This window comes from Micromonospora sp. CPCC 206060 (assembly GCF_036906895.1).
In the GTDB taxonomy this organism is placed as follows: domain Bacteria; phylum Actinomycetota; class Actinomycetes; order Mycobacteriales; family Micromonosporaceae; genus Micromonospora.
This window is the reverse complement of sequence record NZ_JBAKHU010000013.1, coordinates 70,452-84,647: the sequence shown is the minus strand read 5'-3', so window position 1 is coordinate 84,647 and position 14,196 is coordinate 70,452. Positions and strand designations below refer to the sequence as shown.

The following is a 14,196-nucleotide window of genomic DNA, read 5'->3' as shown; positions in this document are numbered from 1 at the left end:
GCGGCGGCCGGACCGGACAGGTGCCGGTCAGCGGGGCGGCTGAGCCGGACAGCTGCTGCTGGCCTGTAGTCGCAGATCGACATACAGGCGGACGGTGAGATCCCAGACGTTGGTCATCGCCCGCCGACGGTACGCGTGGACCGGCTGGCGGGGGAAGGAGTGCACCCCGTGACGATCCTTACAGGCGAAGGCGGGAACAACCGATCAGCACGGCGGTGGTGAAGCCCCAGCCGATCGTCACGGCCAGCAGCAGCCGTTCGAGGGTACTGACCAGCGCGCCCCGCCCGACCGTGAGCATGGCCAGCCCCACCGCTGCGGCCAGCGGAAACGTCACCAGGGCGGCGACCGTGGCGAGGCCGCTCAGGGTCCGCCCGGCGGCCGGGGTACGCAGCATCATCAGCATCGCGAAGGCCACCGCCGCGACTGCGGCGATGCTCGCCCCGCCGTGCACCAGGTCCGCCACGGTGGCCCGCTCGAACGGCGGCAGCGGGCAGCCGTCGGAACAGGTGACCGCGCCGGAGAGCATGGTGGCCAGGCCGCCGGCGGCCAGCAGCGCGGCGGCCGGACGCAGCGCCGGGGGCAGGGCGGCGGCGAGCAGCAGCAGCGCCGCCGCCAGCACCAGCACCCCGATCCGGTACGCCAGCGCGTACGGACTGCCGACGATGCCGGCCTCGCTGACGTACCCGCTCAGGCCCGGCCCCGGACCGGCGACCACGGCGAACGTCACCGCGACCGTGCCACCGATGCTGCACAGGGCCGAGCCGGCGGCGGCGACCCGGGACCGGTCGGTGCCGACCGCGACGGGCCGGTCAGGCACGCCCATGTGGCGTCGTCCAGCCGGACTCGTCCGGGCCGACCGGCACGATCCCGGTCGGGTTGATCGTGTGGTGCGTGCCGTAGTAGTGCCGCTTGATGTGGTCGAAGTCGACGGTGTCCCCGAACCCGGGCGTCTGGTAGAGGTCCCGGGCGTACGCCCAGAGCACCGGCATCTCGGTCAGCTTCTGCCGGTTGCACTTGAAGTGCCCGTGGTACGCCGCGTCGAACCGGACCAGGGTGGTGAAGAGCCGGACGTCCGCCTCGGTGATCACGTCACCCATCAGGTAGCGCCGGTCGGACAGCCGGGCCGAGAGCGCGTCCAGCCGGGCGAAGAGCGCGCCGAACGCCTCCTCGTAGGCGGACTGGCTGGTGGCGAAGCCGCAGCGGTAGACCCCGTTGTTGACATCCCGGTGGATCTCGGCCATCAGCGCGTCCATCTCCGGCCGCAGCGCCTCGGGGTAGAGGTCCGGGGCGCCGGGGCGGTGCAGGCTCCGCCACTGCGTGGACAGATCCAGGGTGAGCTGCGGGTAGTCGTTGGTCACCACCTGCCCGGTGACGGTGTCGATCAGGGCCGGCACGGTCACCCGGCCGGTGTACCCCGGATCGGTGGCCCGGTACGCCTCGGCCAGGTACCCGATGCCGAGCACCGGGTCCCGGCCGTCCGGGTCGAGGGCGAACCGCCAGCCGCGCTCGTCCCGGATCGGGTCGACCGTGCCCAGGCTGATCGCGTCGTCCAGCCCGAGCAGGCCCCGGACGATCCGCGTCCGGTGCGCCCACGGGCAGGCCCGGCACCAGATCAGCCGGTACCGGCCGGCCTCCAGGGGCCACCGGCCCTGTGCGTCCGGCCCGCCGCCGGGCGGCGAGTCGGCGGCGGGGGTGACGCGACCGGTGAACCGGTTGGGTTGCCGGACGAACTCGCCGCTGCCGGCGGTCTCTGCGCTGAACTGGGCCCGCACCATGGCCCCAACCTATCCCGGCGGCGCGTCGATATCCTGGCCGTCGTGCCGGTCGCGACCCGGTCGGCACCCGACATGCCTTCCCATCCCCCGAACGAAGGGCAGTCCGATGAGCGTCGCCTACCTGGTGTCCGGTGTCCGTACCCCGTTCGGCCGGTACGGCGGCGACCTGGCCGGGGTACGCCCCGACGACCTGGCCGGGCACGTCGTCGCCGAGCTGGTGGCCCGGCACCCGACGGTGGACTGGGCCCGGATCGACGACGTGGTCCTGGGCTGCGCCAACCAGGCCGGGGAGGACAACCGCAACGTGGCCCGGATGGCCGCCCTGCTCGGCGGGCTGCCCGAGGAGGTTCCGGGCACCACGGTCAACCGGCTCTGCGGCTCCGGGCTGGACGCGCTCGCCATCGCCGCCCGGTCGATCGTGGCCGGCGAGGCGGACCTGATGGTGGCCGGTGGGGTGGAGAGCATGAGCCGGGCGCCGTTCGTGCTGCCCAAGGCGACCTCCGCGTACTCCCGCGCGGCGGAGATCCACGACACCACCATCGGCTGGCGGTTCGTCAACCGGCGGATGGAACGTGGCTGGGGCATCGACTCGATGCCGGAGACCGCCGAGAACGTGGCCGCCGAGTACGGTGTCGCCCGCGCCGACCAGGACGGGTTCGCCGTCCGGTCCCAGCAGCGGGCCGCGAAGGCGCAGGCGAACGGCCGGTTCGCCGAGGAGATCGTGCCGGTGACCGTACCGGAGGGGCGGCGCGGCACCCGGGTGGTGGACACCGACGAACACCCCCGGGAGACCTCGCTGGAGAAGCTGGCCGCCCTGCCCACCCCGTTCCGCGCCGGTGGCACGGTCACCGCCGGTAACTCGTCCGGCGTCAACGACGGCGCGGTGGCGCTGCTGGTGGCGAGCGAGGCGGCCGTCGCGGCGTACGGCCTGACCCCGCTGGCCCGGATCAGCGGTGCGGCGGCGGCCGGCGTCCCGCCCCGGATCATGGGGATGGGCCCGGTACCGGCCACCCGGAAGCTGCTGGACCGGCTCGGTCTCGCCATCGGCGACCTGGACGTCATCGAGCTGAACGAGGCGTTCGCCGCCCAGGCCGTGGCCGTGCTGCGCGAGCTGGGCCTGCCCACCGACGCGGAACACGTCAACCCGAACGGCGGTGCCATCGCGCTCGGCCACCCGCTCGGCGCCAGCGGCGCCCGGCTGGCGTTGACCGCCGCGCTGGAGTTGCGGCACCGGGGTGGACGGCGCGCGCTGGCCACGATGTGCGTGGGAGTCGGACAAGGGATCTCCCTCATCATGGAGTCCGCAGCCTAGAGTGGGCAGACCATCCGACCTGCGGGTCCACCGGTGGCCGTCGCACGGTGACGGCACCGGCCGGTCCCGTACGCCTCGACCCCCCTGGGACGGACCATGCAACTGCCGGACGGACCCCCCGCCGAGATCGACCTGAGCCGCCCCAGCGCGGCCCGCGTGTACGACTACTTCCTCGGTGGCGCACACAATTTCGAAATCGACCGGCAGCTCGCCGAGCAGATCGCCCGGATGACCCCCAACCTGGCCGCGACCATGCGCGCCGGGCGCGAGTTCCTGCGCCGGGCGGTCCGGGTGCTGCTCGCCGAGGGCATCGACCAGTTTTTGGACATCGGGTCGGGCATCCCGACCGTCGGCAACGTCCACGAGGTCGCCCAGTCGGTCAACCCGGCGGCCCGCATCGTCTACGTCGACATCGACCCGGTCGCGGTGGCGCACAGCCGGGAACTGCTGGCCGGTAACGATCTCGCCACGGTCATCCACGCCGATCTGCGGGAGCCGGAGCGGATCCTCGCCGAGGCCACCGCGAGCGGGCTGCTCGACCTGTCCCGCCCGGTCGGCATCCTGCTCGCCGGGGTGGTGCACTTCATCCCCGACACGGACCGGCCGGGGGACGTCCTGGCCACCCTGCGAGCCGCCGCCGTGCCCGGCAGCTTCCTGGTCATCTCGCACTCCACCTATGAGGACCAGCCACCGGAGATGCTGGACGCCCAGCGGCTCTCGGCGCGTACCGACACCGAGATCACCCTGCGCTCGCGCGCCGAGATCACCGGCTTCTTCGGCGACTGGACCCTGCTGGAGCCGGGCGTGGTGCACATGCCGCTGTGGCGGCCGGACGCCCCGTCCGACCTGGACGACCACCCGGAGCGGTTCGGCGCGTTCGGCGGGGTCGGCCGGTACGACCGACCGACAGACTAGCCCGGCATGGGTGACGCGCTGCCCACCACAGGCGACGAAGGGTTCAGCCGTCCCGGTGTCCAGCGGTACGCCGCCGACTGGGCCCGGGCGGTCCGCCGGCTGGGGTTCGTGCCACTGAGCGGCCCCGAAACCGAGCGGCTGTTGCTGGTCCACACCGTACGGCTCGCCCGGGCGCTGCTCGCCGACCCGTTCACCGCCCAACCGGCGGCGGACGTCGGGCGCGCCCTGGTGGAGGCGCACCTGACCGAACCGGGTGTCCTCGACTGGTCGGTGCGGGCGCTCGGGGACCGGTTCCTGGCCCAGGTGCTGCCCGGCCGGCCGGCGCCCCGGATGTCCGGACTGCGGGCCGCCGGGCTGGACGGGCGGATGGCGACCGGGCCGGCCGAGCGCGTCGCCCAGTTGCAGGGGGGCCTGGCCGCCGGCTTCGCCCAGGCCCTGCGGGACCGGACCTTCACCCAGCAGGAACGGATCGCCCGGTCCGCCTGGCGGGCCCGGGACCATGTCGAACAGGCGTTGCGGGACAGTGAGGCCCGGTTCCGGGCGGTCTTCACCGGGGCGGCCATCGGCATCGGCATCGCCGGGATCGACGGCATGGTCATCGACGTCAATCAGTCCTTCGCCGACATGCTCGGCTACTCCGTCGCCGAACTGCGGCAGATCAACGTGGCGTCGCTGTTCCACCCGGACGACGCCGCCGGCATGTGGGAGCTGTACCAGGACCTGATCGAGGGCCGGATCGACACCGTACAGGTGGAGAAGCGCTACTACCGCAAGGACGGCAGCATCGTCTGGACCGACCTGGCGGTCTCGCTGATCCGGTACGACGACGGCCGGCCCCGGTTCACCGTGGCGATGATCGAGGACATCACCGAACGGTACGAACTCCAGCAGCGGTTGCGCTTCCAGGCGCTGCACGACCCGCTGACCGGGCTGCCGAACCGTACCCTGTTCTTCGAGACCCTCGGCCGGGTCTTCGCGACGGCGGCGCCGGAACACCGGGTCGGCGTCTGCTTCCTCGACCTCGACGGGTTCAAGACCATCAACGACAGCCTCGGCCACGACCTGGGTGACCGGCTGCTCGTCGTGATCGCCCAGCGGCTGGCCGAGTGCGTCGCCGGGCAGGGACACCTGGTCGCCCGGATGGGCGGCGACGAGTTCGTGATCCTGGTCGACCCGTGCCCGGCGCTGGACGACGCGGTCGCTGTCGCCGAGGCGGCCCTGGCCGCCGTCGCCGACCCGGTGCAGGTCGGCGACCAGCAGCTCGCCGTCTCGGCCAGCATCGGCATCGTCTCCGGGGCGGTTGCCGGCACGGACGCCACCGGGCTGATGAAGGCCGCCGACACCACGCTCTACTGGGCCAAGGCGGAGGGGCGGGGCCGCTGGGCGGTCTACGACCCCGAGCGCAGCGCCCGGGACCAGGCCCGGTCGGCGCTCGCCGCCGGCCTGCCGCGCGCCCTGGACCGGGACGAGTTCGTGGTGCACTACCAACCGATCGTGTCGCTGGCCGACGGGCGGATGCTGGCCGTGGAGGCGCTGGTCCGCTGGCGGCACCCGGAACTGGGCCTGATCGGGCCGGACCGGTTCATCGGCCTGGCCGAGGAGACCGGCCTGATCGTCCGGGTCGGCCAGTGGGTGCTGGAGCGGGCCTGCCGGGACGCCGCCGGGTGGCTGGTCGCCCACCCGGACACGACGCCGGTGGTCAGCGTCAACCTGGCCGCCCGGCAGGCCGACGACCCGGGGATCGTGGAGACCGTGGCCCGGGCGTTGGCCGACACCGGGCTCCCCGCGGAACTGCTGCAACTGGAGCTGACCGAGAGCGCGGTGATGGGTACCACGGGGGAGCCGCTACGGTCGTTGCGTCGGCTCTCCGCACTCGGCGTCCGGCTGGCCATCGACGACTTCGGCACCGGATACTCCAACCTGGCCTATCTGCGGCGGCTGCCGATTCACTGCCTCAAGCTGGCCGCCCCGTTCGTGGAGGGCATCCGGTCCGCCGGGCCCGACGGGTCGGCCGACAACCGCGACGAGCAGATCGTGGACGCCCTGGTCCGGCTGGCGCACGCGCTGGACCTGCGGGTGACGGCCGAGGCGGTGGAGACCGAGGTACAGGCCGCACGACTGCGTGCCCTGGGCTGTGACACTGGGCAGGGGCGGCTCTTCGGCTCCCCTGTGGAGGCAACGGAGATCACCGCCCGGTTGGCGGAGACGGATGGCGGGAGACGATGGACCTGACCGATACGCAGTCCCTGGCGACGTTGCTGGCCGGGGTGGCCATCGTGGCCGGGCTGCTCGGGGTGGTGGTGCCGGTGCTGCCCGCGCTGCCGCTCTGCTGGGGCGGGGTGCTGATCTGGGCGATCTTCACCGAGGGCGGCTGGCAGCGGTGGGCGGTGCTCGGCGCGGCCACCGTGGTCGCGGTGCTCGGTACGGTGGTCAAGTACGCCTGGCCGGGCCGCAACCTGAAGCGTGTCGGGGTCCCCAACTCCACCCTGCTCGCCGGTGGTCTGCTCGGTCTGGTCGGGTTCTTCGTGGTCCCGGTGGTCGGTCTGCTGCTCGGCTTCGTACTCGGGATCTGGCTGGCCGAACGGCTCCGGCTCGGTGACAACCGGCTGGCCTGGCCGGCGACGAAGCAGGCCGTGCAGGCCGCCGGGTTGGCCTTCCTGATCGAGTTCACCGCCGGCGCCATGATCGCCACCCTCTGGGTCGCCGGCCTCGTGCTGACCTGACGGTCGCTACCAGGGGCCCGCCGGCAGAGCGGGCGGTGTCGGGGGCACCGGTCCGGGCGGCGGCCCGCCGGCCCGTTCCGCCGTTGCCCCGTCGATGGTGCGGATCCGCCGGTGCAGCAGCAGCGCGCCGATGAAGACCATCGGCGCGATGACCGCCCGGAGCGGGGTCACCGGGAGGCCGAGCAGCAGGCTGCCCATGGCGCCGAAGCCGATCACGCTCGCCCGGTGGCGCCAGGCCGTACCGAGTTGGGCGCGGAACGTCGTGGTGCCGTGGTGGTGCAGCGGGATCGACAGGATCAGCAGTCCCACCAGGAACCCGTTGAAGACGATCACCGTGCCGAGCGCCACGAACAGGTTGAGCCCCGGTATCAGCAGCAGCGGTACCAGCAGCAGCCAACCCAACTGGAGGACCAGCGTGACCAGTACGGCCTGCCGGATGGTGACGGCACAGGCCCGCCACAGCGAGGGCGGATCGCCTCCGGTGCCGGCGTTGCCGAGGGTGCGCTCGACCCGCCGGGCGAGCAGGACGTAGCAGGGCGCGCCCAACACGATGCTCAGCGGCAGGACCAGATAACCGAGGACGATGTGTACGCCGATCCGCGCGCCCCAGAGCAGGATGCCGCCGAGCACCTCGGAGATCACCGCCGGCCAGCTCTGCACGAACGAGGTGAGCCAGTGGACGACGATCTCGACACCGGCCTCCACCGCAGCGGTGATGCCGAGCATGGCCAGCACCAGCAGGCCGATCGGGGCCGCCGCGTAGAGCCAGAGCACGGGGCTGGTGAGGAACCGGCCCGCTCCCCGCCAGAAGCAGCCAATGCCGGCGAAGAAGTTCACCACCGGCCGGGTTCCCCGATGGGCGGCTGTGCGGGCGGTACGCGCCGCCCCGGTCGCCACGGCCCGGCCGGCCCGGCGTACCGCCTCCCGGCCCGTCCCCTCCGCCGGCTGTACCGGCTGCCAGCCGGGTAGCGCGGCGCCGTCCGGTCGTACCGGTTGCAGGGCTGACGCCTGCGGCGGGGCGACCTGGTGGGGAATCGGACCCGCTGCGGGGACGAAGGGGTCCGCAGTCGTAGGCTCCCGCCACGCCGTGGCGGGGATCTCCGGCTCCAGTGGGCTCACCTGGGTCGACCACCTTCCCTGTCCGCACCGCGGCCTGACCGGTCGGGGCGGTACGCCGACCGTCGGACCGGTCGGCCGGGTGCTGGCAGTCTACTGAGGACGGTGCCGGCGGGTGGTCCGGTCGGTCGACGTTGGCCGTCAGTGGCGGGTCAGCTCCGTGGGCCGAGGGCGCGGGCCCGGGAGACGAAGGAGCGCCAGGCGTCCGGGGTGAAGCCGAGGGTGCCGCCGTCGCGGTCCTTGGTGTCGCGGACCAGCACCACGCCAGGGAGATTGTCCGCCACCTCGACGCAGGAGCCGCCGTTACCGCCGGACCGGGTCGATTTCCGCCACCGGGCCTCGCTCAGTTCCATGTCTTCGCCACTTCCTTGATCAGCTCGATCGACTGGCGACGGGGGAGCGCCTCGTTGCGAACAATTTCCCACGTCCGGGCCAGCCTGGCAATGTCGACGGGTGCCTCGGTGATCTGGGCGTTGAGTTGGTTGTCGGCATGGGCCACCCGCCGGCCGTCGGTGAATTCGGCGATGATGAACTGCCCGGCCAGCCCCAGATACATCCCGGTGTCCCGGGGCACCACGTGCACCTGCACGTGCTCGGATTCGGCCCGGGCGATCAGCAGGTCGAACTGCTCGGCCATCAGACCGGGGGCGTCCAGCACCGGCCGGGTCAGGATGCCGCCGTCGATCACCACCACCAGTTGCGGCGGGTCGTCCCGGTCCAGGATGGCCTGCCGGGCCAGCCGGGACGCCACGTTCCGCTCGATCTCGTCGGCGGTGAACCGGCCGCCGGAGAGGGTGGCCCGGGCGTACCGCTCGGTCTGGAGCAGGCCGGGCAGGTAGGCCAGCTCGAACCAGCGCAGCGTGGTCGCCTCCTGCTCGCACTCGATCCACTCCCGCAGCCAGACCGGTGCGTTGTCGAGTTTCGCCAGCCGGGTCAGCATCCGGCAGAACACCCCGCCGGTGCCGAACGCCCCGTCCACCGCGGTCAGGTAGTCGGCGGTCGGCGGACGCTGACCGGTCTCCACCGCACTGACGTGCGAGGCCGAATAGTTGATCCGGCGCCCGAACTCGTCCTGGCTCAGTTTCTGCGCCGAACGGAGCAGGCGCAGTTCGTCGAGCATGAATTCGGTGACGTTGCCCATTGCTTCCCCAATCTCTGCCCGTTTCCCGCCCGGTACTGCCCGACGTCACCCGGCCAGGTGGCTGAACTGCACGGACGGCAGGAATGCGTACCGCACCTGCGCGGTCGGATGGGAGAACGAGAGGGAGGAGATCTGGTAACGGAAATACGAGGAGCGCACATGTCATATTCCGGCGACTACGAGCCGCTTCCGGTACGTCAGAATCCGGTCCGCGTACCCAGGAAGGAGCCGGCACCGACCACGGAGCCGGCGGGACCGACGGAGCCCGCGCCGGCCACGGAGCCGGCGCCGACTGGCGGCCGGAGCCGGACGGTGCGCGATGGGCGGTGAGCTGCGGCTGTCCGCCCGGGTCGCCCCGCACACCCCGATCCAGCCGCTCTGGCTCTGTCGCCCCTGCGCCCAGCCGTGGCCCTGCCCGACCGCCCGGCTGACGCTGCGCGCCGAGTACGCCGACGACCGGATCGGCCTGTCGGTGTACCTCTGCGGGCTGCTGCACGCCGCCATGCGGGACCTGCACCGGCTCAACCCGCACGACATGCCCGGCCCGCAGGCCATGTACGACCGGTTCGTCGGCTGGAACCGTCCCCGGTACCTGCCGTGACCCGGCCTGCCGAACAGTTGATCCACCGGTTTGCCGGGACACGGCCGACGGGCATTGACGGGGGTCCGGTCAGCCAGTAGACCTTGGTGATGGAGGCCCGCCGATGACGAACGCCCCGATGAGCCCGGACCAGCTACGGGCCGCCGTCGACGCCGGTGAGCTGGACACCGTGCTGCTCGCCCTGGTCGACATGCAGGGCCGGTTGCAGGGCAAACGGTTCCACGCGCGGTACTTCCTCGACCACGTGCTCGACCACGGCAGCGAGGGCTGCGACTATCTGCTCGCGGTCGACGTGGAGATGAACACGGTTGACGGGTACGCGATGTCCGGCTGGTCGCGCGGCTACGGCGACATCGCGATGCTGCCCGACCTGGCCACCCTGCGCCGGGTGCCGTGGCAGCCCGGTACCGCGCTGGTCCTGGCCGACCTGGCCTGGCCGGACGGGCGGGGCCCGGGGGCAGCGGGTGCCGGGGGTGGCCCGGATGCCGGGGACGGCCCGGGTAGCCGGGACGTGGCCGCCTCGCCCCGGCAGATCCTCCGCCGCCAGCTCGACCGGCTCGCCGGCCACGGACTGACCGGGTACGCCGGCACCGAGCTGGAGTTCGTGGCGTTCCGTGACTCGTACGAGGACGCCTGGCGGCGCGGCTACCGGGAGCTGACCCCGGTCAACCAGTACAACGTGGACTACTCGCTGCTCGGCACCGCCCGGATCGAGCCGCTGCTGCGCCGGATCCGCAACGAGATGGCCGGTGCGGGGCTGGTCCCGGAGAGCGCCAAGGGGGAGTGCAACCTCGGCCAGCACGAGATCGCGTTCCGCTACGCCGACGCGCTGACCTGCGCCGACAACCACGTGATCTACAAGAACGGGGCGAAGGAGATCGCCGCCCAGGAGGGCATGTCGATCACCTTCATGGCGAAGCCGAACGCCCGCGAGGGCAACTCCTGCCACATCCACTTCTCGCTGCGCGACGCCGCCGGCCACTCCACGATGCTGGGGGACGGTCCGGGGCACCTGTCGGTCACCGGGCAGCGGGTGCTCGCCGGGCTGCTCGCCACGATGCGGGAGTTCAGCCTGCTGTTCGCCCCGAACATCAACTCCTACAAGCGGTACCAGCCGGGCTCGTTCGCGCCGACCGCGCTGCGCTGGGGTAGCGACAACCGGACCTGCGCGCTCCGGCTCGCCGGGCACGGCCAGGGCATGCGGGTGGAGAACCGGGTACCCGGGGCGGACGTCAACCCGTACCTCGCCATCGCCGCGCTGGTCGCCGGGGCGCTGCACGGCATCGAGGCGGAGTTGCCGCTGGGGCCGGAGTGCACCGGCAACGCGTACGACGACGCGGACGCGCCCCGGGTGCCGGGGACCCTGCGGGAGGCGTTGGAGCTGTGGGAGTCCTCGTCGATCGCCCGCGCGGCCTTCGGCGGCGAGGTGGTCGCGCACTACGCCAACCAGGCCCGGGTCGAGCTGGCGGCCTTCGACGCGGCGGTCACCGACTGGGAGCTGTTCCGTGGGTTCGAGCGCCTCTAGCCCGTCGATCATGGACTTATGGTGGGGGATAACGGGCGTTATGCGGCTTCTGTGGGGCACCACAACTCCATGATCAACGTAAAGATGATCGACGGCGCAGCGGAGGGGGCGGGACGATGATGCAGGTGGTGAACCCGGCGACGGGGGACGTGATCACCACGGTGGCCGCCACCACCCTGGCCGAGACCGACGCGGCGATCGAGCGGGCGGCGACCGCGTTCGAGAGCTGGCGGGCGGTGGCCCCGGCGGACCGGGCCCGGCTGCTGCGCCGCTTCGCCGCCCGGGTCGACGCGCACCTCGACGAGCTGGCCGCGTTGGAGGTCCGCAACGCCGGGCACACCATCGGCAACGCCCGCTGGGAGGCCGGCAACGTCCGCGACGTGCTCGACTACTACGCCGCCACCCCGGAGCGGCTGACCGGCCGCCAGATCCCCGTACCGGGTGGGCTGGACGTCACCTTCCACGAGCCGCTCGGCGTGGTCGGGATCATCGTGCCGTGGAACTTCCCCATGCCGATCGCCGCCTGGGGATTCGCCCCGGCCCTCGCCGCCGGCAACACCGTGGTGCTCAAGCCGGCCGAGCTGACCCCGCTGACCGCGCTGCGCCTGGCCGAGCTGGCCCGGGACGCCGGCCTCCCGGACGGGGTGTTCACCGTGCTGCCCGGCGAGGGGAGCGTGGTCGGGGAACGCTTCGTCACCCATGAGAGCGTCCGCAAGATCTGCTTCACCGGGTCCACCGCCACCGGTACCCGGATCATGGCCGGCTGCGCGGCGCAGGTGAAACGGCTGACCCTGGAGCTGGGCGGCAAGAGCGCCAACCTGGTCTTCGCCGACGCGGACCTGGAGAAGGCCGCCGCCACCGCGCCGTACGCGGTCTTCGACAACGCCGGCCAGGACTGCTGCGCCCGCTCCCGGATCCTGGTCCAGCGGACGGTGTACGACCGGTTCCTGGAACTGCTGGAGCCGGCGGTACGCGCGGTCCGGGTGGAGGACCCGACCCGCGAGTCGGCCGAGATGGGGCCGCTGATCTCGGCGCGGCAGCGGGAGACCGTCGCGTCCTACGTCGACGGGGCGACGGTGGCGTTCACCGGATCCTGTCCGGACGGACCCGGCTTCTGGTACGCCCCGACCGTGCTGCTCGCCGGGTCGCCGGGCGACCGGCACTGGCGCGAGGAGGTGTTCGGGCCGGTGGTCTCGGTGCTGCCGTTCGACGACGAGGCGGACGCGGTCCGGCTGGCCAACGACACCGAGTACGGCCTCTCCGGCTCGATCTGGACCCGGGACGTGGGACGGGCGATCCGGGTCTCCCGGGCGGTGGCGGCCGGCAACCTGAGCGTCAACTCGCACTCGTCGGTGCGCTACTGGACGCCGTTCGGCGGGATGAAGCGCTCCGGGTTGGGCCGGGAACTGGGACCGGACGCGCCGCTCGCCTTCACCGAGACCAAGAACGTCTTCATCTCGACGGACCAGTAAGAACGGGCCAACAGACCGAGGAGTGACTGTGCAGGGACGGTTGCAGGACCGGGTGGCCGTGGTCACCGGGGCGGGCAGCGGCATCGGACTGGCCACGGTGCGCCGGTTCGCCGCCGAGGGGGCCCGGGTGGTCTGCGTCGACATCGACCCGACCGCCGGGGCGGCGGCGGCCGAGGAGGTCGGCGGGGAGTTCGTCGCCGCCGACGTGGCCGACGAGACGGCGGTGCGGGAGCTGTTCGACGGGGTGGCCGAACGGCACGGCCGGGTGGACATCGCGTTCAACAACGCCGGCATCTCGCCGCCGGACGACGACTCGATCCTGGAGACCGGGCTGGACGCCTGGGAACGGGTGCTGCGGGTGAACACCACCAGCGTCTACCTCTGCTGCAAGTACGTCATCCCGCACATGCAACGGCAGGGCAAGGGTTCGATCATCAACACCGCGTCGTTCGTGGCGCTGATGGGCGCGGCCACGTCGCAGATCGCGTACACCGCGAGCAAGGGCGGGGTGCTGGCGATGACCCGGGAGCTGGGCGTGCAGTTCGCCCGGGAGGGGATCCGGGTCAACGCGCTCTGTCCCGGCCCGATCGCCACGCCGCTCCTGCTCGACCTCTTCGCCGCCGACCCGGAGCGGGCCGCCCGCCGGCTGGTGCACGTGCCGATGGGCCGGTTCGGCCGACCCGAGGAGATCGCCGCCGCAGTTGCCTTCCTGGCCAGCGACGACGCCTCGTTCATGACCGCCGCGCAGTTCGTGGTGGACGGGGGCATCACCGGCGCGTACGTCACCCCGCTGTGAGACCCCGTCGGGAGGTCGGGGCACGCCGCCGGCCGGTGGTCGGGATCACCGCGTACGTCGAGCCGGCCGGCTGGGGCCCGTGGCGGGACCTGCCGGCGGTGCTGGTGCCGTACGCCTACGTTCGGGCGGTCACCGCAGCCGGGGCGCGGGCGGTGGTGCTGCCGCCCGACGACCACGACGCCGACGTGCTGGCCGGATTGGACGGGCTGGTCCTGGCCGGCGGGGCCGACCTGGACCCGGCCCGGTACGCCGAACCACCCGGCCGGTGGACCGAGTCCCGCCCGGAACGGGACGCCGGGGAGTTCACCCTGCTCACCGCCGCGCTCGCTACCGACCTGCCGGTCCTCGGCGTCTGCCGGGGCATGCAACTGCTCGCGGTGGCGTACGGGGGACGCCTGCACCAGCACCTGCCGGACGTGGTCGGGCACGATCGGCACCGGCCCGCGCCGGGCGTGTTCGGTACCCACCCGGTGCGGTTCGCGCCAGGCAGCCGGATCGCCGGGGTGATGGCCGGCAGCGGGGAGGTCAACACGTACCACCACCAGGGGGTGGCCGACCCGGGTGGGCTGAGCGTCACCGGCTGGGCCGACGACGGGGTGATCGAGGCGGTGGAGGACCCGGATCGCCGGTTCGTGCTCGGCGTGCAGTGGCACCCGGAGGTTGCGGACGACCTGCGGCCGTTCCGTGCCCTGGTGGCCGCCGTACCGGCCGACTGACCCGGCGGGCCGGGCTGCCCGGCCGGCGGCGGGTCGGTCGACCTGCGGCGGGTCGGTCGACGTGTGGCGCGTCGGTCAACCTGCGGCGCGTTGGTCGACGTGTG

Annotated in this window: 13 protein-coding genes and 1 pseudogene; 9 read left to right on the top strand and 5 right to left on the bottom strand. The window is 72.7% G+C overall.

Annotated features, from left to right (window positions below; all coding sequences use genetic code 11):
- Nucleotides 1-178: 178 nt before the first annotated feature.
- Entirely contained in the window at nucleotides 179-745 is a 567-nt protein-coding gene (locus V6U90_RS12155; protein WP_442933574.1) for a DUF998 domain-containing protein, read from the bottom strand.
- A pseudogene (locus V6U90_RS12150) lies at nucleotides 724-1,775 on the bottom strand (glutathione S-transferase family protein). The gene V6U90_RS12155 and the pseudogene V6U90_RS12150 overlap by 22 nt, the downstream one beginning before the upstream one ends.
- Before the next feature lie 106 nt (nucleotides 1,776-1,881).
- Here V6U90_RS12150 and pcaF point away from each other — a divergent pair.
- From pcaF to V6U90_RS12130, 4 genes are all read left to right on the top strand, one after another.
- Nucleotides 1,882-3,087 carry a 3-oxoadipyl-CoA thiolase gene (gene pcaF, locus V6U90_RS12145; RefSeq protein ID WP_334434597.1) on the top strand — a complete coding sequence of 402 codons (1,206 nt, stop codon included), beginning with the start codon at nucleotides 1,882-1,884 and terminating at the stop codon, nucleotides 3,085-3,087.
- Between the two features lie 96 nt (nucleotides 3,088-3,183).
- A complete protein-coding gene (locus tag V6U90_RS12140; RefSeq protein WP_334434595.1) occupies nucleotides 3,184-4,002 on the top strand; it encodes an SAM-dependent methyltransferase in 819 nt (272 codons plus the stop codon).
- 6 nt (nucleotides 4,003-4,008) lie between these two features.
- Nucleotides 4,009-6,234, top strand: coding sequence for a putative bifunctional diguanylate cyclase/phosphodiesterase (locus tag V6U90_RS12135; RefSeq protein WP_334434593.1), 2,226 nt, complete (start codon nucleotides 4,009-4,011; stop codon nucleotides 6,232-6,234).
- Nucleotides 6,225-6,725, top strand: coding sequence for a DUF456 domain-containing protein (locus tag V6U90_RS12130; RefSeq protein WP_334434590.1), 501 nt, complete (start codon nucleotides 6,225-6,227; stop codon nucleotides 6,723-6,725). The genes V6U90_RS12135 and V6U90_RS12130 overlap by 10 nt, the downstream gene beginning before the upstream one ends.
- A gap of 6 nt (nucleotides 6,726-6,731) precedes the next feature.
- On the opposite strand, the gene V6U90_RS12125 is transcribed toward V6U90_RS12130, so the two are convergent.
- From V6U90_RS12125 to V6U90_RS12115, 3 genes are all read right to left on the bottom strand, one after another.
- Nucleotides 6,732-7,844, bottom strand: a complete 1,113-nt coding sequence (locus V6U90_RS12125; RefSeq protein ID WP_334434588.1) for an EI24 domain-containing protein — start codon at nucleotides 7,842-7,844, stop codon at nucleotides 6,732-6,734.
- Between the two features lie 149 nt (nucleotides 7,845-7,993).
- Nucleotides 7,994-8,194 carry a DUF397 domain-containing protein gene (locus V6U90_RS12120; protein ID WP_334434586.1) on the bottom strand — a complete coding sequence of 67 codons (201 nt, stop codon included), beginning with the start codon at nucleotides 8,192-8,194 and terminating at the stop codon, nucleotides 7,994-7,996.
- Nucleotides 8,185-8,982, bottom strand: a complete 798-nt coding sequence (locus V6U90_RS12115) for a helix-turn-helix domain-containing protein (RefSeq protein ID WP_334434584.1) — start codon at nucleotides 8,980-8,982, stop codon at nucleotides 8,185-8,187. Before V6U90_RS12115 ends, V6U90_RS12120 begins: the two co-directional genes overlap by 10 nt.
- Before the next feature lie 319 nt (nucleotides 8,983-9,301).
- On the opposite strand from V6U90_RS12115, the gene V6U90_RS12110 reads away from it, so the two are divergent.
- From V6U90_RS12110 to V6U90_RS12090, 5 genes are all read left to right on the top strand, one after another.
- Complete coding sequence (locus V6U90_RS12110) at nucleotides 9,302-9,583, top strand: hypothetical protein (RefSeq protein WP_334434583.1); 282 nt, start codon at nucleotides 9,302-9,304, stop codon at nucleotides 9,581-9,583.
- A gap of 103 nt (nucleotides 9,584-9,686) precedes the next feature.
- Nucleotides 9,687-11,108 carry a glutamine synthetase family protein gene (locus V6U90_RS12105; protein WP_334434582.1) on the top strand — a complete coding sequence of 474 codons (1,422 nt, stop codon included), beginning with the start codon at nucleotides 9,687-9,689 and terminating at the stop codon, nucleotides 11,106-11,108.
- A gap of 116 nt (nucleotides 11,109-11,224) precedes the next feature.
- Complete coding sequence (locus V6U90_RS12100; protein WP_334434581.1) at nucleotides 11,225-12,580, top strand: aldehyde dehydrogenase family protein; 1,356 nt, start codon at nucleotides 11,225-11,227, stop codon at nucleotides 12,578-12,580.
- A gap of 28 nt (nucleotides 12,581-12,608) precedes the next feature.
- Nucleotides 12,609-13,376 (top strand): 3-oxoacyl-ACP reductase, encoded by a 768-nt coding sequence (locus V6U90_RS12095; RefSeq protein ID WP_334434579.1) that lies wholly within the window; start codon nucleotides 12,609-12,611, stop codon nucleotides 13,374-13,376.
- A complete protein-coding gene (locus V6U90_RS12090; RefSeq protein WP_334434577.1) occupies nucleotides 13,373-14,092 on the top strand; it encodes a gamma-glutamyl-gamma-aminobutyrate hydrolase family protein in 720 nt (239 codons plus the stop codon). The genes V6U90_RS12095 and V6U90_RS12090 overlap by 4 nt, the downstream gene beginning before the upstream one ends.
- Nucleotides 14,093-14,196 lie beyond the last annotated feature (104 nt).

What these genes read in the sequence shown, in the direction of transcription:
- V6U90_RS12100 (WP_334434581.1), top strand. Translation starts at nt 11,225, where the DNA reads ATGATGCAGGTGGTGAACCCGGCGACGGGGGACGTGATCACCACGGTG.
- V6U90_RS12130 (WP_334434590.1), top strand. Translation starts at nt 6,225, where the DNA reads ATGGACCTGACCGATACGCAGTCCCTGGCGACGTTGCTGGCCGGGGTG.
- V6U90_RS12105 (WP_334434582.1), top strand. Translation starts at nt 9,687, where the DNA reads ATGACGAACGCCCCGATGAGCCCGGACCAGCTACGGGCCGCCGTCGAC.
- V6U90_RS12115 (WP_334434584.1), bottom strand. Translation starts at nt 8,982, where the DNA reads ATGGGCAACGTCACCGAATTCATGCTCGACGAACTGCGCCTGCTCCGT.
- V6U90_RS12110 (WP_334434583.1), top strand. Translation starts at nt 9,302, where the DNA reads ATGGGCGGTGAGCTGCGGCTGTCCGCCCGGGTCGCCCCGCACACCCCG.
- V6U90_RS12120 (WP_334434586.1), bottom strand. Translation starts at nt 8,194, where the DNA reads ATGGAACTGAGCGAGGCCCGGTGGCGGAAATCGACCCGGTCCGGCGGT.
- V6U90_RS12135 (WP_334434593.1), top strand. Translation starts at nt 4,009, where the DNA reads ATGGGTGACGCGCTGCCCACCACAGGCGACGAAGGGTTCAGCCGTCCC.
- pcaF (WP_334434597.1), top strand. Translation starts at nt 1,882, where the DNA reads ATGAGCGTCGCCTACCTGGTGTCCGGTGTCCGTACCCCGTTCGGCCGG.
- V6U90_RS12140 (WP_334434595.1), top strand. Translation starts at nt 3,184, where the DNA reads ATGCAACTGCCGGACGGACCCCCCGCCGAGATCGACCTGAGCCGCCCC.